The organism is Aeromonas sp. FDAARGOS 1415 (assembly GCF_019048365.1).
Lineage (GTDB): Bacteria > Pseudomonadota > Gammaproteobacteria > Enterobacterales > Aeromonadaceae > Aeromonas > Aeromonas taiwanensis.
Genome location: NZ_CP077363.1, coordinates 177824 through 201845, shown reverse-complemented (window position 1 = coordinate 201845; position 24022 = coordinate 177824). Strand labels below are relative to the sequence as shown.

General features: G+C 66.0%; 24 protein-coding genes. 18 read left to right on the top strand and 6 right to left on the bottom strand.

Annotation, left to right across the window (positions count from 1 at the left end; all coding sequences use genetic code 11):
* Positions 1-30: 30 nt before the first annotated feature.
* The 3 genes from nrdG (at position 31) to I6L45_RS00940 (ending at position 1305) form a co-directional block, all read left to right on the top strand.
* Positions 31-561 (top strand): anaerobic ribonucleoside-triphosphate reductase-activating protein, encoded by a 531-nt coding sequence (gene nrdG / locus I6L45_RS00950; RefSeq protein WP_216983191.1) that lies wholly within the window; start codon positions 31-33, stop codon positions 559-561.
* 41 nt (positions 562-602) lie between these two features.
* Positions 603-773, top strand: a complete 171-nt coding sequence (locus I6L45_RS00945) for a YqaE/Pmp3 family membrane protein (RefSeq protein WP_005343870.1) — start codon at positions 603-605, stop codon at positions 771-773.
* A 139-nt stretch (positions 774-912) separates the two neighbouring features.
* Positions 913-1305 (top strand): energy transducer TonB, encoded by a 393-nt coding sequence (locus I6L45_RS00940; RefSeq protein ID WP_216983190.1) that lies wholly within the window; start codon positions 913-915, stop codon positions 1303-1305.
* 60 nt (positions 1306-1365) lie between these two features.
* On the opposite strand, the gene I6L45_RS00935 is transcribed toward I6L45_RS00940, so the two are convergent.
* The 4 genes from I6L45_RS00935 to slyA all read right to left on the bottom strand — a co-directional run bounded on the left by I6L45_RS00935 (position 1366) and on the right by slyA (position 4490).
* Complete coding sequence (locus I6L45_RS00935) at positions 1366-1725, bottom strand: MliC family protein (RefSeq protein ID WP_216983189.1); 360 nt, start codon at positions 1723-1725, stop codon at positions 1366-1368.
* 195 nt (positions 1726-1920) lie between these two features.
* Positions 1921-2949 (bottom strand): DUF2955 domain-containing protein, encoded by a 1029-nt coding sequence (locus I6L45_RS00930; protein ID WP_043808989.1) that lies wholly within the window; start codon positions 2947-2949, stop codon positions 1921-1923.
* Between the two features lie 10 nt (positions 2950-2959).
* Positions 2960-4015 carry an HlyD family secretion protein gene (locus I6L45_RS00925; RefSeq protein WP_216983188.1) on the bottom strand — a complete coding sequence of 352 codons (1056 nt, stop codon included), beginning with the start codon at positions 4013-4015 and terminating at the stop codon, positions 2960-2962.
* A gap of 1 nt (position 4016) precedes the next feature.
* Positions 4017-4490 (bottom strand): transcriptional regulator SlyA, encoded by a 474-nt coding sequence (gene slyA, locus I6L45_RS00920; RefSeq protein ID WP_043758819.1) that lies wholly within the window; start codon positions 4488-4490, stop codon positions 4017-4019.
* Between the two features lie 216 nt (positions 4491-4706).
* On the opposite strand from slyA, the gene I6L45_RS00915 reads away from it, so the two are divergent.
* The 4 genes from I6L45_RS00915 to I6L45_RS00900 are packed head-to-tail and all read left to right on the top strand — an operon-like array spanning position 4707 to position 9857.
* Positions 4707-6017 (top strand): 2-hydroxycarboxylate transporter family protein, encoded by a 1311-nt coding sequence (locus I6L45_RS00915; RefSeq protein ID WP_216983187.1) that lies wholly within the window; start codon positions 4707-4709, stop codon positions 6015-6017.
* Positions 6018-6027: 10 nt separating this feature from the next.
* Positions 6028-7578: an NAD-dependent malic enzyme gene (locus tag I6L45_RS00910; protein WP_216983186.1), complete on the top strand. Its 1551-nt coding sequence runs from the start codon at positions 6028-6030 to the stop codon at positions 7576-7578.
* Positions 7579-7595: 17 nt separating this feature from the next.
* Entirely contained in the window at positions 7596-9161 is a 1566-nt protein-coding gene (locus tag I6L45_RS00905; protein ID WP_216983185.1) for a sensor histidine kinase, read from the top strand.
* Positions 9162-9164: 3 nt separating this feature from the next.
* Positions 9165-9857: a response regulator gene (locus tag I6L45_RS00900; RefSeq protein WP_043758828.1), complete on the top strand. Its 693-nt coding sequence runs from the start codon at positions 9165-9167 to the stop codon at positions 9855-9857.
* 83 nt (positions 9858-9940) lie between these two features.
* On the opposite strand, the gene I6L45_RS00895 is transcribed toward I6L45_RS00900, so the two are convergent.
* Positions 9941-10828 (bottom strand): DMT family transporter, encoded by an 888-nt coding sequence (locus I6L45_RS00895; RefSeq protein WP_216983184.1) that lies wholly within the window; start codon positions 10826-10828, stop codon positions 9941-9943.
* A 96-nt stretch (positions 10829-10924) separates the two neighbouring features.
* Between I6L45_RS00895 and I6L45_RS00890 the strand changes: the two genes are divergently transcribed.
* Complete coding sequence (locus I6L45_RS00890) at positions 10925-11716, top strand: helix-turn-helix transcriptional regulator (protein WP_216983183.1); 792 nt, start codon at positions 10925-10927, stop codon at positions 11714-11716.
* Positions 11717-11795: 79 nt separating this feature from the next.
* Here the strand turns inward: I6L45_RS00890 and I6L45_RS00885 are convergent, their stop codons facing one another.
* The gene (locus I6L45_RS00885; protein ID WP_216983182.1) at positions 11796-13313 is read right to left on the bottom strand and encodes an aldehyde dehydrogenase family protein; all 1518 of its coding nucleotides are present in this window, start codon (positions 13311-13313) and stop codon (positions 11796-11798) included.
* A gap of 231 nt (positions 13314-13544) precedes the next feature.
* On the opposite strand from I6L45_RS00885, the gene I6L45_RS00880 reads away from it, so the two are divergent.
* The 10 genes from I6L45_RS00880 (at position 13545) to I6L45_RS00835 (ending at position 24020) form a co-directional block, all read left to right on the top strand.
* Complete coding sequence (locus I6L45_RS00880) at positions 13545-15212, top strand: sigma-54-dependent Fis family transcriptional regulator (RefSeq protein WP_216983181.1); 1668 nt, start codon at positions 13545-13547, stop codon at positions 15210-15212.
* Positions 15213-15306: 94 nt separating this feature from the next.
* Positions 15307-16482: an acyl-CoA dehydrogenase gene (locus tag I6L45_RS00875; protein ID WP_216983180.1), complete on the top strand. Its 1176-nt coding sequence runs from the start codon at positions 15307-15309 to the stop codon at positions 16480-16482.
* Positions 16482-17636, top strand: a complete 1155-nt coding sequence (locus I6L45_RS00870) for a CaiB/BaiF CoA-transferase family protein (RefSeq protein WP_216984154.1) — start codon at positions 16482-16484, stop codon at positions 17634-17636. The genes I6L45_RS00875 and I6L45_RS00870 overlap by 1 nt, the downstream gene beginning before the upstream one ends.
* Positions 17637-17756: 120 nt before the next feature.
* Positions 17757-18167 carry a VOC family protein gene (locus tag I6L45_RS00865; RefSeq protein ID WP_216983179.1) on the top strand — a complete coding sequence of 137 codons (411 nt, stop codon included), beginning with the start codon at positions 17757-17759 and terminating at the stop codon, positions 18165-18167.
* Between the two features lie 102 nt (positions 18168-18269).
* Positions 18270-18959, top strand: coding sequence for a phosphate regulon transcriptional regulator PhoB (gene phoB / locus I6L45_RS00860; RefSeq protein WP_043758840.1), 690 nt, complete (start codon positions 18270-18272; stop codon positions 18957-18959).
* Positions 18960-19024: 65 nt separating this feature from the next.
* A complete protein-coding gene (gene phoR / locus I6L45_RS00855; protein ID WP_216983178.1) occupies positions 19025-20320 on the top strand; it encodes a phosphate regulon sensor histidine kinase PhoR in 1296 nt (431 codons plus the stop codon).
* Between the two features lie 248 nt (positions 20321-20568).
* On the top strand, positions 20569-21543 hold the full coding sequence (locus tag I6L45_RS00850; protein ID WP_043758844.1) for a PstS family phosphate ABC transporter substrate-binding protein: 975 nt from the start codon (positions 20569-20571) through the stop codon (positions 21541-21543).
* A gap of 154 nt (positions 21544-21697) precedes the next feature.
* Positions 21698-22513, top strand: a complete 816-nt coding sequence (locus I6L45_RS00845; RefSeq protein ID WP_216983177.1) for a M48 family metallopeptidase — start codon at positions 21698-21700, stop codon at positions 22511-22513.
* A complete protein-coding gene (locus I6L45_RS00840; protein WP_134695688.1) occupies positions 22501-23007 on the top strand; it encodes an N-acetyltransferase in 507 nt (168 codons plus the stop codon). Before I6L45_RS00845 ends, I6L45_RS00840 begins: the two co-directional genes overlap by 13 nt.
* A 110-nt stretch (positions 23008-23117) precedes the next feature.
* Entirely contained in the window at positions 23118-24020 is a 903-nt protein-coding gene (locus tag I6L45_RS00835) for an ROK family protein (protein ID WP_216983176.1), read from the top strand.
* Positions 24021-24022 lie beyond the last annotated feature (2 nt).

The following is a 24022-nucleotide window of genomic DNA, read 5'->3' as shown; positions in this document are numbered from 1 at the left end:
GCCGTCCCGTGAGGAGAGCGGAAGCAAGCGATGCACTACCACCAGTACTATCCGGTCGATGTGATCAACGGTCCCGGCACCCGCGCCACCCTGTTCGTGTCGGGCTGCGAACACCAGTGCCCCGGCTGCTACAACCAGAGCACCTGGCGGCTCGATGGCGGCAACCTGTTCGATCAGGCCATGAGCGATCGCATCATTGCGGATCTTAACGACACCCGCATCAAGCGGCGGGGGCTGTCGCTCTCCGGCGGCGATCCGCTCCACCCTGCCAACGTGCCTTTTGTGCTGGCGCTGGTGCAGCGGGTGCGCGCCGAGTGCCCGGGCAAGGACATCTGGTGCTGGACAGGCTATCTGCTCGGCGAACTCAGCCCGGCCCAGCGGGAGCTGGTGGCCTTGCTGGACGTGCTGGTGGACGGCAAGTTCGAGAAGGGGCTGGCGGATCCCGGCCTGCTGTGGCGCGGCAGCAGCAATCAGCAGATCCACGACCTCAACGCCTGGCGGGAGGGGGTGAACGGATACCCTGTCTGGTTTGCAGTTGAGGCCAGGGATGTTTATGGTTAGCCCATTCCAATTCCTGCGACATCGTTACGAGGAGATGCGCGATGAACAATCTGCTCAAGATCCTGCTGGCCATTTTTCTGCCCCCGGTCTGCGCCTTCATCCAGGTGGGCTTCAGCCTGCATTTCTTGATCAACATAGTGCTGACCCTGCTCGGCGGTCTGCCCGGCATGGTCCACGCGCTCTGGCTGGTGGTGAGCGACAAGCGCGGCTGATCCGCCCGATTGAAAAAGGCCAACCCCGGGGTTGGCCTTTTTGTTGCCCGCCAGATGGGGGCTTCCCGTATGAGCCCTTTCATCTGACACTGGCACGCCGTTCAAGGAGCCGAACGGTGCAACGAAGAGGGAGTGTCGAGTGCGTTTGAAGGTGTTGTTGCTGTGGGCCAGCCTGGGCCTGCTGGGGGGCTGTGCCAGCCCGAGTCCGACCGTGAAGCTGAACCAGCCTCCGGTGGATGTCACCTGGGAAGAGCTGCCCAGATACTGGGTGCTGGTGGGGGACATAGGTGTCTTCCGCCCGGTCGGGGGGCTGCCGGAGAGGCGGCCGGTCAAGGGGTATGTGACACTCCGCTATCTCATCGATTCCAATGGCAATCTGTTCAGCCCTGAAGTCCTGGCATCCGAGCCCCCGGGCGTGCTGGATCTCATCGCCATCTCCGGGCTGGCGAAGATGCGCTACCGGGCATCCGAGCAGAATCCACAAGCCATCCCGGCTCGGGTTGAGGCCCGATTCGAAGTGGAAGTGAAATGACAAACACCCCGGCCTGGCCGGGGTGTTGCGTGTCTGCAATGCGCCATGGCGGCGCCAGGCTTACTGCTCCTTGCAGTCGTTGTAGCGGCTCTGCCACTCCCCGGCCTCATCGCGCATCTCGACGAACCCCTCCTTGCCCTTGTTCCACCAGACCACCTCGTGATCGTCGGTGTAGCGGGCGCCGGAGGCGGAGACGGCCTGGGGCAGGGTGTAGTCCTTGCCATCGGGCAGGGCGAGCTTGACGAAGTTCAGACTCTCGTCCGAGAGGGAGAAGTAGCGTACCTGCACCTTCTGGTTCTGTTCACACAGGTAGGTGACGGTATCCCCGCCGGTGACACCCAGCTTGCCGGTACCCAGATCGCAGCCGCTGAGCAGGGTCAGGGCCCCGGTTCCCAGTAGAAAGAGCTTGGCGTGTTTCATGTTGCATCCTTTGATCGGTGTCATATGGCATTGAGCCTAACAGGATGAGGATCAACTGCAACCTCATCAGGGGCCGCCTGCGTCGGGATGCGTCCTGCCGGCGGCTGCTCGCGTCATTTCCTGTGCAGCGGGCAAAAAAACGCCCCGGCAGGCAAGCGGGGCGAAAGGGAGCCGTCCTTTGGCTGCAGAAAAGGGTCAATGGCCGAAGCGGGTCGCCTCGAAGTGGTTGAGCAGGCGATGGAGGAGGTAACAGGCCAGCAGGGTGACGACGATGGCAAAGAGGATGCTGCTCACCCGGTAGAGGGCGCTGAACACCAGATCATTGCCCGGCGTCAGGTACTGGCCGAACAGGATGCCGAGGGTGGTGAGGGCGCCGAAGCCGACCCCGGAGCCGCTCGCCTCCTTCACGTGGGCATGGCTGAACAGCATGGCCCCGAGCCAGAGCAGCGGGGTGACCAGCAGCAGTTGCCCTGACCAGTCGTAGAGCACCAGCTGGCCGACCAGGCCGAAGCTGACCCCGAGCAGGGTGCCCATGGCCCGCTTGCGGGCATAGCCCAGGGCGCCGTTCCAGTGCATGGGGAAGAGCAGCAGCAGGGTGGTGGCCTGGGCCGACATGGAGTCGCGCAGATCGAAGATCTGGAACACCAGGAACGACAGGGTGGCGATGCTGGCCCCCAGCAGGGCCTCGTGGCGCATCCGGTGCGGCGCCTTGGGGGAGGGGGTCGGCAGGGGCCTGGCCTCCACGTCCGGGATCAGGGCCGTCATCAGGTAGGCGATGAGGACCGACAGGACGCTGGCCCAGATGTTGCTGAAGATGAGGTCGTTCAGATCGGTCCCGGGGTAGCTGGCAAAGTGCAGCATGATGCTGAGGCTCAGCACCCCGTTGGCACCGAACAGGAACAGGCTGCCCCGGGACATGGCGGCGAAACGGTAGAGGAACAGCAGGAAGACGATGGGCAGCATGAGCCCGGGGTGTCCCCCGAACAACCCGCCGAGCAGCCCCACCTCCAGCCCGCACATCACGGAGGAGGCGATGAGCTGGCGGGCGGCATGGCCGTTCATCACGGGGATCATGCCGAGCAGCAGCACAGGGGTGACGGTGAAGAAGACCCCGTTGCTCCAGCCGAAGATCTTGCACAGCACAAACCCCAGGGTGCAGCCAAAGGCGATGCGCAGGCACTGGCGCAGTTCATTGGCGGTGAGGGGTCTGTGCCACAGGTTCATGGTCGTCATCTCAGTAGATGTAGTGCAGCAGGCTGAGCAGGCGGATCTGGCCGCGGGCAAACAGGGCGCTCAGGGAACCCTCCGGCAGCAGCTGGACGGTGGCACGGGCCCCGGCCGGCAAGTGAGCGGGCAACTGCTCCAGGGTCAGGTGCAGGCGCAGGCGCTGGGCATCGCGCACCCAGCGATCCGATTCGACCGGCGCCGCCAGGGTGCCGTTGGCATCGAACTGGCCGGCGCTGACACCAGCATCCAGGCTGGCGACGCGGGCCGGGTAGAGGCGGCCGGGTTCACCGTCGAAGGCGATCAGGGCCTGGCTGCCCGGGCTGATGTGGCGCAGGCTCTTCTCGCGAAAATCGGCGATCACGTCCACCTGCTCGGAGACCAGGGCCAGCAGGGGGGAACCCGCGTTGGCCACGCTGCCCGGCTTAAGCTGCAGGTTGGTGATGATGCCATCCTGACTCGCGTGGACCCGGCTGTAGGCGAGGTTGAGCTCGGCCTGGGCGAGGCGGTTGCGGGCCTGGCGCAGCAGCAGGTTGTCGTCGCCGGGCAAGCCCCGGTTGACGCGCGCCTGCTCCACCCGGGCCTGGCTGCCGATCAGGTTGGCCCGGGCGGTGCGGGCGGCGCTGTCGGCGTCGTCCTTCTGCTGTTCCGACACCATGTGGCGGCGGTAGAGGGCGTCGATACGTGCCGCTTCCCGCTGCTTCTGGTCGGCCTGGGTCTGCAGGGAGCTGAACTCCGCCTCATAGGCGGTCAGGGTGGCATCCAGCTGGCGGTTCTGCTGCTGGGCCTGATCCAGGGCGAGCCTGGCCTGCTCGACCGCGAGCTCGAAGGGGACGGGATCCAGGGCAAACAGCAGATCCCCCTGCTTGACGTGCTGGTTGTTGGTCACGGCCACCTCGGTCACCTTGCCGCTGACCTGGGGCGCCATCTTGGTGACGACGCGGGTCGCCATGGCCTGGGGCGTCAGGGGCATCTTGATGTCGGCCAGCAGGAAGTAGCCAAACACCAGGGTGAAGCAGACGATGGCCCACTTTATCCAGCGTTTGAATTGTTGATCCGGGGTCATCTCATTCTCTCTCTTCGTGATGTGCGGCTATCTTGCCGAGGGCATTGGTGGAGATGCGGTGCACAATGTCTTCAAACTGGGACAGCTCCTGCTGGCTGATGCCGACGAGCAGCTCCCGGCGGATCTCCATGATGCGATCCTCGATCTGGTCGAGCAGCGCCTTGCCGGCCGGGGTCAGGGTGACGATGCGGGCCCGCTTGTCCTGGCTGCAGCAGTGGCGTTCGATCAGCCCCTGCTCCTCCAGCTGACCCAGGGTTCGCATCAGGGAGGGGAGTTCGATCTCCAGGGCCTCGGCCAGGGTCTTCTGGCTGAGGTGGCCGCCGAGCCGGCTCAGCTTCCACAGGGCGGTCCAGCGGGGGTGAGTCAGTCCCAGGGGCGCCAGCTCCAGGTCGGCCACGGTGCGCCACAGCCGGTGCAGCCGCCCCAACTGCTCGGCGAGGGAGAGCTCTCGCAACATCTCCAGATCCTTTCCCATGACGGGCTCCTCATTTACTTAGCTTGCGAAGCATTATAGTTATTTCGCAGGCTAAGTAAATAGTGTGATACAGGTCACGTTCAGTTTCTGGCGGGAAGAGGGCCGGGAATGGTGCTTAAGGTTTCAATGTTTTTATATGGCTTTGTAAGGCCGCTAACCGACAGTGTCCGGGGGGAGCAGTAGAGTGGCGCCACACCACAATGCTGGAGCATAACAATGACAAACCTCTCTACCCCCCGCGCACAGGCCAAGTCCCCCTGGGGCGACCAACAGATCGCCGGCATGCCCATGATGATCTTCCTCGGGCTCGCCACCTGCGTCCTCTTCTCGGGCTGGAACGGCTCATTGCCGCTCGGCATGGTCGGCGCCCTGGCACTGATGTTCGTGCTGGGCACCCTGCTGACCGAGCTCGGCGAGCGCATCACCCCCATCCGTGAATACCTGGGGGGCGGCACCATACTCGCCATTTTCGGCGGCGCCGCCCTGTTCGAATACGGCGTCATGCCGGCCGAGGCGGGCCAGGTGATCACGAACTTCATGAAGGAGGGGGGCTTTCTCAACTTCTTCATCGCGAGCCTGGTGACCGGCTCCGTGTTCGGCATGAGCGGTGCCCTGCTCAAGAATGCCGCCATGCGCTACCTGCCGGTGATCCTGGGGGGCGTGGTGCTGGCCCTGGTGAGCGTCGGCCTGGTCGGCGTGCTCCTGGGATACGGCTTCAAGAACGCCGTGCTGCTCATCGGCCTGCCCATCATGGGCGGCGGCATGGGGGCCGGCGCCGTGCCGCTGGTGGAGATCCTCTCCGGGCCGCTGCAGATGTCGAGCGCCGATCTGCTGTCGCGCATGGTGCCCGCCGTGGTGATCGCCAATACCCTGGCCATCCTGGTGGGTTCCCTGCTGGCGCGCCTCGGCCGCCGCTACCCCTCCCTGACCGGCAACGGCAAGCTGATGGTGAAAGAAAGCACCGACAGGGTGGCCGAAGAGAAGGCGCAGGCGCCGACCCTGGAGAGCCTGGGGCTCGGCCTCTTCATCAGCTCCAGCATGTTCGTGCTGGGCTCATTGCTCGGCAACTTCATCCCCATGCACCCCTTCGCCCTGATGATCCTGGCGGTGGCCATCATCAAGGTGAGCGGCCTGCTGCCACGCCGCTACGAGCAGGCGGCCGCAGACTGGTACCAGTTCGTGGTGGGCAATCTCACCCCCTCCCTGCTGGTGGGCATCGGGGTCGCCTACACCAGCATTCCCGAGCTCATCGGCGCCTTCTCGGTCAACTACTTCATCATGGTGCTGACGACAGTGGTGGGGGGCGCCCTGGGAGCGGCCATCGTGGGCCGGATGATCGGCTTCTATCCCATCGAGGCGGCCATCACCGGCGGCCTGTGCATGGCCAACATGGGGGGGACCGGCGACGTGGCCGTGCTGTCGGCGGCCCAGCGCATGACGCTGATGCCGTTCGCCCAGATCTCGTCCCGTCTCGGAGGGGCCTTCATGCTGATCCTGGCCACCCTCATCATCTCCCTGCTGGCATAAGGAACAGACAATGAACGACACCATGATGGGCACCAGCCTGCCCTATGCCGAGCGCAAGCGTCAGGGCCTGATGGGGCGCATGCCCCACAAGGAGGAGTCCCTCTCCCAGCAGCGGCGCCGGATCTACCGTTTGGTCAGCGCCATGCAGAGCCCCTTCGATCAGCACCTGCTGCTGCGCCAGCTGCAGGAGGACAACCCCGTGCTCTTCTACGATCTCGTGCGCCACCACCTGCCCGAGCTCCTGCCCATCATCTACACCCCAGTGGTGGGGGAGGCGTGCCAGCGCCACAGCGATCTCTATCTGCGCAGCCACGGCCTCTACCTCTCCTGGCACGACAGGGACGATCTGGACGACATCTTCGCCAGCGTGGAGCAGGAGGTAGACGTCATCGTCATCTCCGATGGCGAGCGGGTGCTGGGGCTCGGGGATCTCGGCATCGGCGGCATGGGGATCTGCATCGGCAAGCTGGCTCTCTACAGCGCCGCCGGCGGCATCAACCCGGCGCGCACCCTGCCCCTGTGCGTGGACGTGGGCACCAACAACCCGGAGCTCCTGGAGGACGACTCCTACCTCGGCTGGCAGGCGCCTCGCGTGGACGGGGAGGCCTACTACCACTTCATGGACAAGGTGGTGGCGGCCATTCGCAAGCGCTGGCCTGAGGTAGTGCTGCAGTTCGAGGACTTCGCCGGCAAGCACGCCGCAAACCTCCTGGCCCGCTATCGGGACGAGCTCTGCATGTTCAACGACGACATCCAGGGCACGGCGGCAGTGGCCTCGGCCTGCGTGCTGGCGGGCTTGCAACAGGCGGGTACCCGGCTGGCGGATACCCCGGTGCTGATCGTCGGCGCGGGCTCGGCGGGCTGCGGCATCGCCGCCATGCTGGCCCAGCTGGCGGGCAGTCCAGCAGGGATCTGGCTGTTCGATCAGGACGGCCTGGTGTGCCGGGATCGCGCCAGCCTCACCCCGGCCCAGCAGCCCTTCGCCCGCGCACCTGAGGAAGGGGGGCTGACCCTGCCCGAGCTCATCAGGCAGCGGCGCCCCGGGGTGCTCATCGGGGTGAGCGGCCAGGGGGGCCTGTTCGACGAGGCGGTGCTGACGGCCATGGGGGAGGCGTGCGAGCGTCCCGTCATCCTGCCGCTCTCCAACCCCACCCGCAGCGCCGAGGCGACCCCGGCCGAGGTGTGGCAGGCTACCGGCGGGCGGGCCCTGCTCGCCACCGGCAGCCCCTTCCCGCCGGTGGCGGTGGCAGGGGAGATGCGCGGGGTCTCCCAGTGCAACAACGTCTATGTCTTCCCCGGCATCGGCCTCGGTGCCTGCGCCGTCAAGGCGCGCCGCATCAGCGATGGCATGCTGCAGGCGGCGGTGCGGGCGGTGGGCGCCTACCCGCTCGCCGAAGGGCGGCTGCTGCCCCCCATCGAGCAGGTGGGGGAGGTGGCGCGCGCCGTGGCCCGGGCCGTGGCGCTCTGTGCCCGTGACGAGGGGCTGGCGGAATTTGCCGGTGATCCCGCGCCCATGATTGACCAGACCTGGTGGCGCCCGCACTATTGGTCCGCCTCCTGACGTTGCAAGGTAACAAGATGAAACTGCGCCACCAGCTAGTCACCCTCTCCCTCGGTCTGTCGCTGCTGCTGATCCTGATCCTGGGGGGCCTGCTCGCGCTCTTCATCCGCCACCTGCTGGAGAGCAACCTGGAGGATAAAGGCAGCGATCTGGCGCGGGTGCTGGCGGCGGATACCCGGGTGGTGCAGGCGCTGCAGCAGGGGCAGGATCCGGGGCTGCGGGACTATGTGCAGGGGATCTGCGACCGCACCGATGCCGCCTACATGGTGGTGACCGACGAGCACGCCATCCGTCTCAGCCACCCCTCGCCGGAGCTGGTGGGCGCGAGCTTTCGCGGCGAGGATATCTGGCCGGCGATCCAGGAGCGGCGCAGCTACTGCTCCAGGGACGTCGGCACCCTGGGACCGGCCATCCGCTGCTTCTCTCCCGTCATCGGGGCGGACGGCCGCGCCATCGGCGCCGTGGTGGTGGGTTACCTGATGCGGACGGTGGAGGGCATCTACCTGGAGCGGATCGCCCTGCTCATCAGCGCCATCGGCGCCGTGCTGGGCTGCGGCCTGCTGCTGGCGTTCTGGGTGCAGCATCGGCTGCGCCGCACCCTGCTGGATCTGGAGCCGGAGACCATAGCAAACCGCTTCGCCCAGCAGGATCTGGTGCTGGAGGGCATCTCGGAGGGCATCGTGGCCCTGGATGCGAGCGATCGCATCCGGATGATCAACAGCGCCGCCTTCTATCAGCTGCGCCTGCCCGGCACCGGCCGTCATGCCCTGCTGGGACGCTCCCTGGCAGAGCTGGCCCCCAGCCTGCTGCCGACCCTGACCCAGGAGGGCGGGGTGCGTTTCTCCGTGCAGGGGGAGGACTTCGTCGGTCACTGGCAGGATCTCGGCGGGCGGGAGCCGGGTCGCATGCTCATCTTCAGTCGGCCGGATGGCACCGGCAGCCTCGGCATGCAGGTGACCCACCTGCGCCAGTACGCCGAGATGCTGCGGATCCAGACCCACGAGTTCGCGAACAAGCTGGGCAGCCTCTCCGGTCTGCTCCAGCTTGGCCACGTGGATCAGGCGGTGGAGCTCATCCAGCAGGAGAACGAGGCCTGTCAGACCATGCTCCAGGATGTGCTGCGGGCCATAGAGAACAAGCCGGTGGCCGGGCTCATCCTCGGCAAGTTCAGCCGGGCGCGGGAGCTGGGGGTCGAGCTGGTGCTGGATCCCGGCTCGGCACTCGGGGAGTATCCGGCGGAGGTATCGGCGGATCTCATCACCTGCCTTGGCAACCTGCTGGACAACGGCCTGCGCGCCGCCTGGGTGAACCGTGCCCATTGCCCCCCCAGGGTGCTGCTCTCCCTCGATGACTTCGGCCGGCGCCTGGTGATCGAGGTGGAGGACAGCGGCGAAGGGGTGGACGAGGCGCTGGCGGACCATTTGTTCGACTACGGCGTGAGCCGTCAGACCGGCGATCATGGCGTAGGTCTCTTTCTGGTCAAGAAGACCGTGGCCCGTCGTGGGGGTGTGATAGAATGGCGGCGCACCGCCGAGCAGACGACACTGTTCGGTATCTATTTGAATAAAAACCAATTGGTGTAAGTCATGAAGCCAATTTTCACGCTGATTATCGAGGATGACGAACGGATCGGCGCCATTCTGGCGGAACTGATCTCCTCGACCCCGGGATACTCATTGCTGGGGCGGGCCGGCAGCCTGGCCGAGGCCGATCTCATGCTGCGTGCCACCGAGCCCCAACTGCTGATCGTCGACATCTCCCTGCCCGATGGCTCGGGCCTGGAGTGGGTCAACCAGCTGCGCCACCACAACCGGGAGGTGTTCGTGGTCATGGTCACCGCCTCCTGCGACGTGGAGACCATACAGCAGGCCCTGAACCTGGGGGTGCAGGACTACATCATCAAGCCGCTGCGGCTGTTTCGCATCCAGCAGAGCCTGGACGAGATACTGACCCTGCACCGGCGCCTGTGCGAGCGCGGCCTGCTGGAGCAGAGCGACCTCGATCGGCTGATGGGCAAGGGGCGGGTGCAGCCGAGGGAGGTGCGCGACACCCCCAAGGGGATCGACGCCATCACCCTGCGCCAGGTGCTGGAGCTGCTGGCGGGGGAGCCCGACAACGCCTTCTCCACCGATACGGTGGCGCTGCGTCTTTCACTCAGCCGCACTACGGCACGCCGCTATCTGGAGTTTCTGGAGTCCGAGGACAAGCTGGACGTGGATCTCAACTATGGCCAGCGCGGTCGCCCGGAGCGGCGCTACCACTGGCGGCGCAGCAACTGAGCCTAGGGGCTCGCAAGCAACGCAACGCAAAACAAAAAAGGGAGCCTGGGCTCCCTTTTTTATTGGCCGTGTTCGGGCCCGCCTCAGGCCTCTTCCGCCAGAACGGGGCGGGCTCTTGGCTTGAGCTGGGCGAGCATGACGCCCCCCAGGATGAGGCCACCCCCCAGCAGGTGATAGCCGTGAATGGGCTCCCCCAGGGTGATGACGGCGATGAGCGCCGTGCACAGGGGCATCAGGTTCATGAACACCGAGGTGCGCTCCGGCCCCAGGCTCGCCAGGCCGCGCATCCAGCAGTAGGCGGCAAAGAGGGAGGAGGCGATGCCGGCGAACAGCACCATGCCCCAGCCCTCCCGGGGCACCGCCAGCGACTCGGCGCTGAGGGCGACCGGGACCAGCAACAGCACCGCCAGCAGGATCTGCAGGTAGAGGTTGAGCCAGGGGCCGAACGGCAGTTGCCAGCGGCGGATCAGCAGGCCATAGAGCGCATAGCTGGCGGCCCCCAGCAGCATCATGCCATCGCCGGGATTGATGCCGGTGTGCAGCAGCGCCAGCGGCTCGCCCTGGCCGAGCAGCCAGAACACCCCAAACAGGGAGAGGATCATGCCGAGCAACGCTTGCTTGCCGGGGCGCTGACCGAAGAAGAGCGCCCCCTGCAGCAGGGTGAGCAGGGGCAGCAGGGAGCCGATGACCCCCATGTTGGTGGCCGAGGTCGAGTGGGCGGCGTAGTAGGCGAGGCACTGGTAGAGCACCATGCCGAGCAGGGAGAGAACCAGCAACTTGCCGAACCAGGGGCGGATCTCGCTGCGCCGGCGCCAGAGAGCGGGCAGGCAGAAGGGGCTCAGGGCCAGGGCGGCGATCACCCAGCGGTAAAACGAGATGGCGGCAGGATCCAGCACGCCGGCGGCGGCCTTGGAGACCACGGTATTGGCGGCCCAGATCAGGATGGCGAGCAGGGGGAAGAGAAAAGGCATAGGCACTCCTTGGTATGATGGGGAGAGTCTAGCCTTGTCTTGAACGATGTAAGTAGCGTAAATAAGACATGTCATAACCGCTTTGGGACAATCTGCATGGGCACCCTCACCCTGGCCGAGCAGGATCGCCTGCTGGCCCCCCCCAACCCCCTCTATTTTCGCTACAGCCAGATCCAGGGGGGCAACGCCTGTGCCGAGCACGCCCACCCCTGGGGCCAGCTCAGCCTCATCAGTCTCGGGGTCATGGTGGTGGAGGTGGGGGGGCAGCGGCTGGTGGCGCCGCCGGACTACCTCATCTGGGTGCCGGCCAATCTGCCCCACAGCGCCTTCAACGAGCAGACCCTGGATTACACCTCCATCTACGTGAGCCACGCGCTGGCCCCGCGCCTGCCGAGCGAGCCCCAGCTGCTGGCGCTCACCCCCCTGCTGCGCGCCCTGCTGGACGACTTCACCCAGCGCCGGGTCGGCCATCTGGAGGACGAGTGGGACGCCCGCCAGGGGGAGCTCTTCATCGAGAAGCTGGCGCGTACCCGCTGCCAGCCGAGCTACCTGCCCCAGAGCCGGGATCGCCTGCTCGCCCCCCTGCTGGCGGCGCTGCAGGCGGCTCCCGAGGATAACCGCACTCTGGCCGAGTGGGCCAGGGCGCTGCACAGCACGGAGCGCACCCTGGCGCGGCACTGCCAGAAGGAGCTTGGCATGAGCCTCGGCCAGTGGCGCACCCGGCTGCGCCTGGTCAAGGCGCTGGACTGGCTGCGCGGCGACATGCCGGTGCAGGAGATCGCCTGGCGCCTGGGCTACACCTCCACCTCGGCTTTTATCGCCATGTTCCAGCGCGAACAGGGCTGCGCCCCCCAGCGCTATCGCCAGCAGCTGGGTCAGCCCGGGTGATCCCGGTGGCAGCCGGACAGAGTTCGGCGGAAAAAGAGAGGGCGCCTGACAGGCGCCCTTTTTATCAGCGATGACCGGCTTAGAAGAAGCCGAGGGGGTTGATGTCGTGGCTCACCAGCAGGTTCTTGGTGTTCTGGTAGTGGTCCAGCATCATCTTGTGGGTCTCGCGACCGATCCCTGATTTCTTGTAGCCGCCGAAGGCCGCGTGGGCCGGGTAGGCGTGGTAGCAGTTGACCCAGACCCGGCCGGCCTGGATGCCGCGCCCCATGCGCCAGGCCAGGTTGCTGTCCCGGGTCCAGAGGCCTGCCCCCAGGCCGTACTGGGTGTCGTTGGCAATGGCCAGGGCATCCGCCTCGTCCTTGAAGGTGGTGACCCCGAGGGCCGGCCCGAAGATCTCCTCCTGGAACACCCGCATCTTGTTCTGGCCGTGGAAGATGGTGGGCTGGATGTAGAAGCCCCCCTCCAGCCCGCTCACCTTGGCCGCGCCGCCGCCGATCAGCATTTTTGCCCCTTCGCCGCGGCCTATCTCCATGTAGCTCAGGATCTTGTCGAACTGCTCGCGGGACGCCTGGGCACCCACCTGGGTATTGGTGTCGAGGGGATTGCCCTGGACTATGGTGCGGGCACGGGCCAGCACTCTGTCCATGAAGTCGTCATAGATGCTCTCCTGCACCAGGGCGCGGGAGGGGCAGGTGCACACCTCGCCCTGGTTGAAGAAGGTCATCAGCATGCCTTCCACCGCCTTGTCGATGTAGTTGCTCTCGTGCTGCATCACGTCGGCGAAGTAGATGTTGGGGGACTTGCCGCCGAGCTCGACGGTGGAGGGGATCAGCTTGTCGGCGGCGCAGCGCAGGATATGGGCCCCCACCTCGGTGGAGCCGGTGAAGGCGAGCTTCTGGATCCGGTTGCTGGTGGCGAGCGCCTGGCCCGCCTCGGCGCCGAAGCCGTTGACCACGTTGACCACACCGGGAGGCAGGATGTCCTTGATGAGATCCATCATGAGCATGATGGTGACCGGGGTCTGCTCGGCGGGCTTGAGCACGCTGCAGCAGCCGGCCGCCAGCACGGGGGCCAGCTTCCAGGCGGCCATCAGCAGGGGGAAGTTCCACGGGATGATCTGGCCGACCACGCCGATGGGCTCTTTGAAGTGGTAGCTGACGGTATTCTGATCCAGCTCGGCGGCGGAGCCCTCCTGGGCGCGGATGCAGCCGGCGAAGTAGCGGAAGTGATCCACCACCAGGGGCAGGTCGGCGGCCAGGGTCTCGCGCACCGCCTTGCCGTTTTCCCAGGTCTCGGCGATGGCGAGCCGCTCTATGTTCTGTTCGATGCGATCGGCGATGCGCAGCAGCAGGTTGCTGCGCTCGGTGACGCTGGTCTTGCTCCAGGCCGGGAAGGCCTTGTGGGCGGCATCCAGCGCCAGCTCGATGTCGGCGGCGTCGGAGCGGGCCACCTCGCAGAACACGCGGCCATCCACCGGCGAGATGTTCTCGAAGTAGCGACCGGCGCGCGGCGCGACCCAGTCGCCACCGATGAAGTTGTCGTAACGGGACTTGAAGCTGACCAGGGCACCTGCCTGACCGGGAGCGGTATAAATCATCTCATCATCCTTATGTGTGTGGTCCTGACCGGCCGGAGAGGCCGGCTGCACTCCTGCTTTCGCAAGGGGCGTGCCAGAGGGTCTGACCAGCATCACAAAAGTTACAAAAACGTTATCAAGCGGGGTGCGGCGGCGTATCTTGATTAACCAGTGACCCCGGCGACGACCACAGGAGTGTGCCGTTTCTGGACAGGGGTCGTGACACTGTGCCCTTTGTGAACAGGAGGCGTGATGAGCGAGTTCCCCCAATCTGGTTCCAGCCCGATCCAGCGTTCCTGGCAGCGCTGCCTGCATCAGGGGCTGCACCGCCAGCAGAGCGCCGAGCTGGATCTGCTGCCCCTGGGGGAGCTGTCTGCCCGCCAGGAGGAGCACAGGCTGCTTATCGCCAGCTTCCAGCGCTTCGTGCTGCCCCTCTTCGAACAGCTGCTGGCGGGCCGCCCCTGCCGCCTGCTGCTGTGCGACGGCGAGGGGGCCATCCTGGCCGCCAGCGGTGACGACGGCTTTGCCCGCCACGCCGAGCGGGTCTTTTTGCGCAGCGGCGCCCGCTGGGGAGAGGCAAGCAAGGGCACCAACGCCATCGGCACTGCGCTGGCCGAGCAGAGCGAGGTACAGGTGCTCGGCGCCCAGCACTTCTTCGCCCAGCACAGTTTTCTCAGTTGCAGCGCCTGCCCGCTGCTCGGGCCGGACGGCCGCCTGCTCGGGGTGCTCGACATCTCCACCGATGCGGCCCACCACGACGGCGACATGCTGGGCACGGTGCGCCTCCTGGCCATGACCCTGGAGAACGCGCTGCTGACGAGCCAGCCGGGCTGGCTGGTGGATCTCGATCCCCAGAGTTTCTGGTCCGCCCGCCTGCTGCTGGGGGAGGCCGGCGAGCTGCTCGGGGCCAACCGGGCTGGCCGGCTCTGGCTCGGCCAGCACCCCTTCGACGGCAAGCAGTGGCTGCGGGAGGGGCGCGCCCTGCGGCTGGTGCCGGAGCCTGCCTCCCCCCGGCCCCGCAGGCAGGATGACGCCAGGGAGTTGAAGGCGCCCGGGCAGGTGCCCCTCAAGATGCTGGAGCGCGGCATCTCCCTGCTCATCGAGGGGGAGACCGGCAGCGGCAAGGAGCATCTGGTGCGCGATCTCCATCGCCGCTCGAGTCGCCACGAGAAGCCCCTGGTGTGCGTCAACTGCGGCGCCCTGCCGGCGGATCTGGTGGAGGCCGAGCTGTTCGGTTATGTGGGCGGGGCCTTCAGCGGCGCCCGCAGCCAGGGCAGTCAGGGATACCTGCGCGCTGCCCACGGCGGCATCCTGATGCTGGACGAGATTGGCGAGCTGCCGCTCTCGGCCCAGACCCGGTTGCTGCGGGTGCTGCAGGAGCGCGTCGTCACCCCGGTCGGCAGCACGCGCCCCGAGCCGGTGGATTTCTGGCTGGTGTCGGCGAGCCATCGGGATCTGGCGGCCATGGTGGCGGCCGGCACCTTCCGGGAGGATCTCTACTATCGCATCTGCGGCTGGCGCCAGCAGCTGGCCCCATTGCGGGCCTGGCCGACACAGGATCGGCGGGCACTGATCCTGCGCCTGCTGGCCGAGATGGATCCGGCGCTGCAGCTGACCCGGGAGGCCGAGCAGCAGCTGCTGACCCACCCCCTGCCCGGCAACGTGCGCCAGCTCAAGCAGGCGCTGGAGGTGGCCTGCGTGCTGGCGGAGGGAGAGGGCTGGATTGAACTCGCCCACCTCCATCTGCCGGAGGCGACCGCCGTGCCGGCCCCTTCGGGCGAGGGCACCACCTTGCGCGCCCAGAGCCGCCAGCGGGTGCAGCAGACCCTGGCGGAGTGCGGCGGCAACGTGAGCGAGGCGGCGCGCCGCCTCGGCATCAGCCGCACCACCCTCTATCGGGCGTTGCGAGGGGAGGCGTGACACAGGTGTTGTCCACCCGCTTCCCTGGTCAGGCAGGGTCTGCAAGAGACCCGTTTGTTACGGTTTGATTCTTTCACATGGCATGGAGTGCCTTATGACGCGTACCCCCTTCGATTGGCAAGACCCCTTCTTTCTGGATGACCAGCTGAGCGACGAGGAGCGGCTCATCCGCGACGCCGCCCGCGACTACTGTCAGTCCCGCCTGATGCCGAGGGTGCTGGAGGCCAACCGCCGCGAGCAGTTTGACCGCACCATCATGAACGAGCTGGGGGAGCTGGGGCTGCTCGGCGCCACCTTGCCGGAGCAGTATGGCTGCGCCGGGGTCAATCACGTGGCCTACGGTCTCATCGCCCGGGAGGTGGAGCGGGTCGACAGCGGCTACCGCTCGGCCATGAGCGTGCAATCGTCCCTGGTGATGCATCCGATTTTTGCCTACGGCGACGAGGCCCAGCGCCAGCGCTGGCTGCCGGGGCTGGCCCGGGGTGAGCTGGTGGGCTGCTTCGGCCTCACCGAGCCGGACGCGGGCTCGGATCCGGGCTCCATGAAGAGCCGCGCCGAGCGGGTCGACGGCGGTTATCTGCTCACCGGCAACAAGATGTGGATCACCAACTCCCCCATCGCCGATCTCTTCGTGGTGTGGGCCAAGCTGGACGGCGAGATCACCGGCTTCGTGCTGGAGCAGGGGATGGCCGGGCTCTCTGCCCCCAAGATCGAGGGCAAGTTCTCCCTGCGCGCCTCCATCACCGGCGAGATCGTGATGGATCGGGTCTTCGTGCCCGAGGCCAACCGGCTGGCCGGGGTGAGCGGCCTCAAGGGGCCGTTCGGCTGTCTCAACAAGGCGCGCTACGGCATCGCCTGGGGGGCGCTCGGCGCCGCCGAGTTCTGCTGGCACGCCGCCCGCCAGTACGGGCTGGATCGCCAGCAGTTCGGTCGCCCCTTGGCCGCCACCCAGCTGTTCCAGCTCAAGCTCGCCAACATGCAGACCGAGATTGCCCTCGGCCTGCAGGGCTGCCTGCGCGCCGGGCGCCTGATGGACGAGGGGCGCTGCCCGGTGGAGCTGGTGTCCCTCATCAAGCGCAACAGCTGCGGCAAGGCGCTGGAGATAGCCCGCGTCGCCCGCGACATGCACGGCGGCAACGGCATCAGCGACGAATTTCACGTCATTCGCCACCTGATGAACCTGGAGGCAGTCAACACCTACGAGGGGACTCACGACATCCACGCCCTGATCCTGGGGCGTGCTCAGACCGACCTGCAGGCGTTCGAGTGATGGGGCCCCTTGCCGGTGTGCGCGTGCTGGATCTCAGCCGCGTGCTGGCCGGCCCCTGGGCCAGCCAGCTGCTCGCCGATCTCGGCGCCGACGTGGTGAAGGTGGAGGCCCCCGGGCGCGGTGATGACACCCGTCACTGGGGGCCGCCCGAGCTGGTGGCGGGGGAGGCGGCCTACTTTCACGCGGCCAACCGGGGCAAGCGTTCCATCGCCCTGGATCTGGCGCGCGACAGAGACACCCTGCTGGCTCTGGTGGACAGAGCCGACGTGGTGATCGAGAACTTCAAGGTGGGGGGGCTCGCGCGCTACGGCCTCGATTATCCGAGCCTCAAGGCCCGCCGCCCAGAGCTCATCTACTGCTCCATCACCGGCTTTGGCCAGGACGGGCCCTGGGCCCAGCGACCCGGTTACGATCTGCTTATTCAGGGGCTGGGCGGGTTGATGAGCATCACGGGTCAACCCGATGGGGTGCCCGGCGGCGGGCCGGTCAAGGTGGGGGTGGCGCTCGTCGACATCCTCACCGGCCTCTACGCCACCATCGGCATCCAGGCGGCCCTGCGCCACCGGGAGCGAACCGGGGAGGGGCAGCAGATCGATCTGGCCCTGCTCGACGTGTCGGTGGCTGTGCTGGCCAACCAGGCGATGAACTATCTCGCCACCGGTCAGGCCCCCGGACGCCTTGGCAATGGTCACCCCAATATCGTCCCCTACGATGTCTATCCCAGCCGGGATGGCCACCTCATCCTGGCGGTGGGCAACGACGGCCAGTTTGCCGCCCTGGCGGCCCTGCTGGGGGCCCCCGGGTGGGCACAGGACCCTGATTTTGCCACCAACGCCGCCCGGGTGCGCCAGCGCCACCGGCTCAACGCCCTGATTGCCGAGCGGTTGCTGGCACGCACCAGCGCCGAGTGGACGGCCATGCTGGAGGCGGCCGGGGTCCCGGGCGGCCCTATCCTCACCCTGGATGCCCTGTTCGCCCTCGAGCAGGGGGCGGTACGCGGCTGGGTGCAGCAGGTGCAGCGCGGTGAGCAGACCTTGCCGACCCTGGCCAACCCGCTCCATCTGTCGGCCACCCCGGTGCGCTACGGGCGCGCCTCGCCGGCGCTGGATGGCGACCGGGATACGGTGCTGCGCGACTGGCTCGGGCAGGGCTGAGCAAGGGCGAGCGAGCCTGCCCGGCGGCAGGATCTGCTCGCCATTGTCCCGGATCGCTGGAGCCAGAGCGACGCGCCCGCTATGATGCGCCCCGTTCATTCATCTGTGGAGGCACCTCCCATGGCACAACATCTTGGCGCCCTGACCCTGCTGGTGGCCGACTATGACGAGGCCATCGCCTTCTTTACCCGGGGGATGGGCTTCGCGCTGCTGGAAGACAAGACGCTCGATGAACCGGGCAAGCCGGGCAAGCGCTGGGTGCGGGTTGCCCCCAGGGGGGCCCCCGGTTCCGCCCTGTTGCTGGCGCGGGCAGCCAGCGAGGAGCAGCAGGCCGCCATCGGCCGGCAGGGGGGCGGCCGGGTCTTCCTCTTCCTCGAGACCGATGACTTCTGGGGGGACTACGAACGCATGCGGAAATACGGCGTTCATTTCTGTGAAGAACCCAGGTGCGAGCCTTACGGCACCGTAGTGGTGTTCGAGGACATCAGCGGCAACCGCTGGGATCTGTTGCAACGCACTGCTGCCAACTGAATCTGAAAACGTTTATCATCCCGCCCGTCATAAAGTCATAAAAGTGTCACAGAAAGTTCTAATAATTGGCGCACCCATCTTCACAGAGGAGAGAGAAGGGATATGGCTAAGCGAATTCTGGTGGTCGAGGACGAGGCACCGATCCGCGAAATGCTCTGCTTCGTGCTCGAGCAGAAGGGATATGAAACAGTAGAGGCGGAAGACTACGCCGATGGACTGGCAAAGGTGCGCGAGCCTTACCCCGAACTCATCGTGCTGGACTGGATGATGCCCGGTGGCAGCGGCATCCAGTTCATCAAGCAGCTCAAGCAGGATGAGATGACCCGCCAGATCCCGGTGGTGATGCTGACCGCCCGCGGTGAGGAAGAGGACAAGGTCCGCGGCCTGGAGGCGGGTGCCGACGACTACATCACCAAGCCGTTCTCCCCCAAGGAGCTGACCGCCCGCCTGCATGCGGTGATGCGCCGTGTCTCTCCCACCTCGGTGGACGAGGTGATCGAGGTGCAGGGGCTCAAGCTGGATCCGGTGTCTCACCGGGTCAGCGCCGAGGAGAAGGCCCTCGACATGGGGCCGACCGAGTTCAAGCTGCTACATTTCTTCATGACTCACCCGGAGCGGGTCTACAGCCGCGAGCAGCTGCTCAACAACGTCTGGGGGACCAATGTGTACGTCGAGGACAGAACCGTGGACGTGCATATCCGCCGCCTGCGCAAGGCCATCGAGGAGACGGGGCACGACAGGCTGATCCAGACGGTGCGCGGGGCCGGTTACCGCTTCTCGACCCGCCTCTAGGGACCCCATGCCGGACGCGCCTGCTGGCGCAGCTCCCTGCTCTTTGCCGTCTCTAGGAGACCTGAATGTTGCAACCTTACGCCTGGCGGCGACAGTTGTGGCGAATGGCGTTCTTCTACGCCCCCTTCGTCTTGGTAGGTTGGTTAATCGATCATCTTGCGCTCTGCCTGCTGGTGGCGACCGTGCTCCATCTGGGCTGGCACTATCGCTTCCAGAAGCGGCTGTCGGACTGGCTGTGGCACGATCGCAGCCTGGTCCCCCCCCATGGCAGCGGTAGCTGGGAATACATCTTCAACGGCATCTACAAGTTGCAGCAGCGCCACCGTGCACGTCGCCGGGAGCTGGCGGGTCTTATCCGCCGTTTCCGGGAGGGGGCAGAGGCGCTGCCCGACGCCGCCGTGGTGTTTCGCACCGATGGCAGCATCCTCTGGTGCAACCGGCTGGCGGAGCAACTGCTCGGCTTTCGCTGGCCGGAGGACGCCGGCCAGCACATCGGCAACCTCATCCGTCACCCGGCCTTTGCCGCCTACCTCGGCAAGGGGCAGTACGACGAACCGTTCGAGATGGCGTCTCCCATCAACGAGGAGAAGTTCCTCGAGTTTCGCATCATGCCCTATGCCGAGGATCAGGCCATGCTGGTGGCGCGGGACGTGACCCGGCTGCGCAGCCTGGAGAAGACCCGCAAGCATTTTGTTTCCAACGTCTCCCACGAGCTGCGCACCCCCCTCACCGTGCTCAAAGGTTACCTGGAGATGACCGAGGAGCCGCCGCCGCCCGCCATGTGGGCCAAGGCGCACAGGGTAATGATGGAGCAGACCATCCGCATGGATAACCTGGTCAACCAGCTGCTCACCCTGTCGCGCATCGAAGCCGCCCCCACGGTGGATCTCTCCCACCTGGTGGACATGCCCGCCATGCTGGGGCTGCTGGAGCAGGAGGCGCGCGCGCTCTCCGGCGAGCGGGGCCACGAGATCGTGTTCAACGTGCAGTCGAACCTGTTCGTGCGCGGGGATCAGGATCAGCTGCGCAGCGCCGTCTCCAACCTGGTATACAACGCCATTCACTACACCCCGGCGGGACGCAAGATCACCGTGGAGTGGCGCAAGCAGGGGCAGATGGCGCTCTTCGTGGTGCAGGACGAAGGGGAGGGGATTGCCCCCGAGCACCTGTCGCGTCTCACCGAGCGCTTCTACCGGGTGGACAAGGCACGCTCGCGTCACACCGGGGGGTCCGGGCTCGGCCTTGCCATCGTCAAGCATGCCCTGAGCCATCACGATGCCCAGCTGGAGATAGAGAGCCGTGTCGGAGCGGGCAGCCGCTTCAGCTTCCTCATTCCCGCCCGCATGGTGGTGATTAAATAGTCTTTCACAGCAATGGGTTAGCAACGAAAAGAGGGCTGCGTTCGCAGCCCTCCTTGCATTTGTGCAAAACCTTGCTCATGTCATTAAAGTGTCACATTAAATCCATAAATTTGTCACTGCCAGGTCAGATACTGGCGCCGTTTCAAGAACGGACCTTCTGTAACTGTGGAGAGGGTGATCGGGTTTGAACCATGTATCGACGTCATACTGACGATTGCCTTCTGCAACCTTGGACTTGGAGAGATTGGATGAAACTCAACAAACTGGCTGGTGTCATCGGATTCACCGCTGCAACCCTGTTTTCTGTCAGCGCACTGGCCTACGGTGTAGACAAGGATCTGCCGGAATACGCACCGACCAGCGGCATCTCGGGCAACCTGTCCTCTGTCGGCTCGGACACCCTGGCCAACATGATGACCCTGTGGGCCGAAGAATTTAAGCGCATGTACCCCAACGTCAACGTGCAGATCCAGGCCGCCGGTTCCTCTACCGCGCCCACTGCCCTGACCGAAGGCGTCGCCCAGTTTGGCCCCATGAGCCGTGCCATGAAGGCCGGTGAAGAGGAAGCCTTCGAGAAGCGCTACGGCTACAAGCCGACCGCCATCCGCGTCGCGGTCGATGCCCTGGCGGTGTTCGTCAACAAGGACAACCCCATCAAGGGTCTGACCATGTCGCAAATCGACGCCATCTTCTCCAGCACCCTCAAGTGCGGCGAACCCAAGGCAGCCACCAAATGGTCCGATCTGGGTCTGGATGGCAGCTGGTCCGGCAAGGATCTGCAGCTGTTCGGCCGTAACTCCGTGTCCGGTACCTACGGTTACTTCAAGGAGCACGCCCTGTGCAACGGTGACTTCAAGAGCGGCGTGAACGAACAGCCGGGCTCTGCCTCCGTGGTGCAGTCCGTCTCCTCCTCCCTGAACGGCATCGGCTACTCCGGCATCGGTTACGTCACCTCCGGCGTGCGCGCCGTGCCGCTCTCCAAGGATGGCAAGACCTTTATCGAGGCGACCTCGGACAACGCCATCACCGGCAAGTACCCGCTCTCCCGCTTCCTGTACGTCTACGTGAACAAGCATCCGAACAAGCCGCTCTCCCCGATGGAGCAGGAATTCGTGAAGATGATGCTCTCCAAGGCGGGCCAGAGCATAGTGGCGAAGGATGGCTATGTGCCGGTACCGGCCAAGGTGGTGCAGGCCGACCTGAAGAAACTGGGCATCATGTAATCACTCATGTCCCAGCAGCAAAAACGAGCCCCAAGCGGGCTCGTTTTTATTTTGGCGCCCCTGGGATCTTTTTGGTCGCAGGGCGCGGTTGCTGGCTTGCACCGGACGGCGGCATTTCCGAAAATAGGGCAACTTCATGGTTAAGGACCTTTTCATGCGCGCCTCCTCCCTGTCCCTCTTCGCCCTGACGGCCCTGTGCAGCGCCCTGCTGGCCGGTTGTGCCCAGTCGCCGACCGGCCGCAGCCAGATGCTGCTCTTCTCCCCCCAGCAGATGAGCCAGCTGGGGGCCGACTCCTTCGAGCAGATGAAGCAGCAGGAGAAGGTGAGCAAGGATGCCAGGATGAATGCCTATGTCTCCTGCGTGGCCAGGGCGGTGACCGCCCAGGTGCCCGCCAGCTATGGTATCACCAGCTGGGAGGTGGTGGTGTTCGACTCCAAGGAGGTCAACGCCTTCGCCCTGCCCGGCGGCAAGATCGGCGTCTACAGCGGCCTGCTCAAGGTGGCCAGGAATCAGGATCAGCTCGCCACCGTCATCGGCCACGAGCTGACCCATGTGCTGGCCCAGCACTCCAACGAGCGCCTCTCCCGCGACCAGCTGACCGGCCTCGGGCTGGCGGTGGCCGATGCGGCCATCGGCAGCAGTAGCAGCCTCGGGGGGGCGGCCACCATGGCGGCCCTGGGTCTCGGGGTCCAGGTGGGGATCGCCCTGCCCTATGGCCGGACCCAGGAGAGCGAGGCGGACAGGCTCGGTCTCGAGCTGATGGCGCGCGCCGGTTTCAACCCGGCCGAGGCCATTCCCCTGTGGCAGAACATGAGTGCCGCCTCCGGGGGCAAGGCCCCGCCCCAGCTGCTCTCCACCCACCCCAGCGACCAGAGCCGGATCGCGGAGTTGCAGGCCCAGCAGGGCGAGGTGCAGCCCCTGTATCAGCAGGCGAGAGCCTCAGGGCTGGTACCCCAGTGCAAGGCATAACGCTGCGCCTGGCCCGGGCTGCCGACGCCGCCGCCATGACGGTGATGCAGCGGGCCAGCTGGCTGGCGGCCTATGGCGGCGTGCTCGGCAGCGACATGCTGGCCCAGCTCGCCGTCACCGATCATCTTCACATCTGGCGCCAGCGGCTCGCCGAGGCCGGCCCCATCCCCATGCTGATCTGCCGGGACGAGGTGGTCATCGGCCTGCTCTACTGGCAAACGTCCGTGGAAGAGGGGCTGATGACTGCACGCATCCGGGCGCTCTATCTTCACCCGGATCACTGGCGTCAGGGCCATGGCAAGCGGTTGTGGCAGGCGGTGGCGGTGCAGATGCGCCGGGCCGGCTGCGAGTGCGTCAGGCTCTGGCTGCTCGACGGCAATCACATCGGCGAGGGATTCTACCTGCGCCGCGGCTTCGTGTTCGACGGTCAGGAGCGTACCCTGACCAGCCTTGGCCAACCTTGCCAGCAACGACAAATGTTCCGCTTGCTTTGATCTCTCTCCCGTTTTTCGCCCCAGGTCACTTTATTTTTTTTGCGAATTAATACAATGTGCCCCATCTGGACAGACTGGGGTGGACGGGTCCACCGGCAAGGGAGTGTGGCATGTATTACGGATTTGATATCGGTGGCACCAAGATCGCGTTCTCGGTGTACGACGGCGCCCTGGCTCTCTGCCATGAGGAGCGCATGAGTACGCCGGGCAACGACTATCAGGCGCTCCAGCAGGCGATCCGTGAGCGAGTCGAGGCGGCCGACGTGCGTTTTGGCGTGAAGGGGGCCGTGGGGATCGGGTTTCCCGGCATCCTCAATCGTCTCGACGGAAGCATAGTGGCGGCGAACCTGCCCGCCATTCACGGTCGTCACCTGGGAGCGGATCTGGCCGAGCTGCTGGGTCGACCGGTCAGGGTGGACAACGATGCCAACTGCTTCCTCTGGTCCGAAGTACACCAGGGTGCGGCCGAGGGGGCCGACAGTGCGCTGGGCGTCACTATCGGTACCGGGATAGGCGGCGCCGTCTATCTGGCGGAGCGCCTCATCCAGGGGCGCAACTGGCTGGCCGGCGAGATTGGCCACTACCCGCTGCCGGCCACCATCCTGATGAAATACCCCGACCTGCCCCGTCCCCGTTGCGGCTGCGGCCGTCTGGTCTGTTTCGAGACCTACGCCTCGGGCACCGGCCTGGAGCGGCTCTATCACCACTTTCGCGGGGAGCGCGCCAGCGGTCACCAGATCGTCGAGCGTGCCGAGGCCCGGGAGCCTGCGGCGCTCTCGACCATCGACTGCTGGCTGGAGATCCTGGCAGCCGGCATCGCCACCGCCATCTCGGTGATCGATCCGGACGTGGTGGTACTGGGGGGGGGCCTTAGCGCCCTGCCAGCCCTTTATGAAGAGCTGCCCAAACGCCTGCCCGGCCATCTGCTTCCCGGCGTCGCCCTGCCCGAGATTCGCGAGGCCCGCTTTGGCGGGGCCGGCGGTGTGCGTGGGGCCGCCCTGCTCAATCTGTGAGA

Coding starts and splice junctions, on each gene's coding strand:
- slyA (WP_043758819.1), bottom strand. CDS start 4,490: ATGGGAAAGGATCTGGAGATGTTGCGAGAGCTCTCCCTCGCCGAGCAG.
- I6L45_RS00875 (WP_216983180.1), top strand. CDS start 15,307: ATGACGCGTACCCCCTTCGATTGGCAAGACCCCTTCTTTCTGGATGAC.
- I6L45_RS00900 (WP_043758828.1), top strand. CDS start 9,165: ATGAAGCCAATTTTCACGCTGATTATCGAGGATGACGAACGGATCGGC.
- I6L45_RS00890 (WP_216983183.1), top strand. CDS start 10,925: ATGGGCACCCTCACCCTGGCCGAGCAGGATCGCCTGCTGGCCCCCCCC.
- I6L45_RS00905 (WP_216983185.1), top strand. CDS start 7,596: ATGAAACTGCGCCACCAGCTAGTCACCCTCTCCCTCGGTCTGTCGCTG.
- phoR (WP_216983178.1), top strand. CDS start 19,025: ATGTTGCAACCTTACGCCTGGCGGCGACAGTTGTGGCGAATGGCGTTC.
- I6L45_RS00945 (WP_005343870.1), top strand. CDS start 603: ATGAACAATCTGCTCAAGATCCTGCTGGCCATTTTTCTGCCCCCGGTC.
- I6L45_RS00915 (WP_216983187.1), top strand. CDS start 4,707: ATGACAAACCTCTCTACCCCCCGCGCACAGGCCAAGTCCCCCTGGGGC.
- I6L45_RS00885 (WP_216983182.1), bottom strand. CDS start 13,313: ATGATTTATACCGCTCCCGGTCAGGCAGGTGCCCTGGTCAGCTTCAAG.
- I6L45_RS00925 (WP_216983188.1), bottom strand. CDS start 4,015: ATGACCCCGGATCAACAATTCAAACGCTGGATAAAGTGGGCCATCGTC.
- I6L45_RS00935 (WP_216983189.1), bottom strand. CDS start 1,725: ATGAAACACGCCAAGCTCTTTCTACTGGGAACCGGGGCCCTGACCCTG.
- I6L45_RS00880 (WP_216983181.1), top strand. CDS start 13,545: ATGAGCGAGTTCCCCCAATCTGGTTCCAGCCCGATCCAGCGTTCCTGG.
- I6L45_RS00910 (WP_216983186.1), top strand. CDS start 6,028: ATGAACGACACCATGATGGGCACCAGCCTGCCCTATGCCGAGCGCAAG.
- phoB (WP_043758840.1), top strand. CDS start 18,270: ATGGCTAAGCGAATTCTGGTGGTCGAGGACGAGGCACCGATCCGCGAA.
- I6L45_RS00865 (WP_216983179.1), top strand. CDS start 17,757: ATGGCACAACATCTTGGCGCCCTGACCCTGCTGGTGGCCGACTATGAC.
- I6L45_RS00930 (WP_043808989.1), bottom strand. CDS start 2,949: ATGAACCTGTGGCACAGACCCCTCACCGCCAATGAACTGCGCCAGTGC.
- I6L45_RS00835 (WP_216983176.1), top strand. CDS start 23,118: ATGTATTACGGATTTGATATCGGTGGCACCAAGATCGCGTTCTCGGTG.
- nrdG (WP_216983191.1), top strand. CDS start 31: ATGCACTACCACCAGTACTATCCGGTCGATGTGATCAACGGTCCCGGC.
- I6L45_RS00850 (WP_043758844.1), top strand. CDS start 20,569: ATGAAACTCAACAAACTGGCTGGTGTCATCGGATTCACCGCTGCAACC.
- I6L45_RS00895 (WP_216983184.1), bottom strand. CDS start 10,828: ATGCCTTTTCTCTTCCCCCTGCTCGCCATCCTGATCTGGGCCGCCAAT.
- I6L45_RS00870 (WP_216984154.1), top strand. CDS start 16,482: ATGGGGCCCCTTGCCGGTGTGCGCGTGCTGGATCTCAGCCGCGTGCTG.
- I6L45_RS00845 (WP_216983177.1), top strand. CDS start 21,698: ATGCGCGCCTCCTCCCTGTCCCTCTTCGCCCTGACGGCCCTGTGCAGC.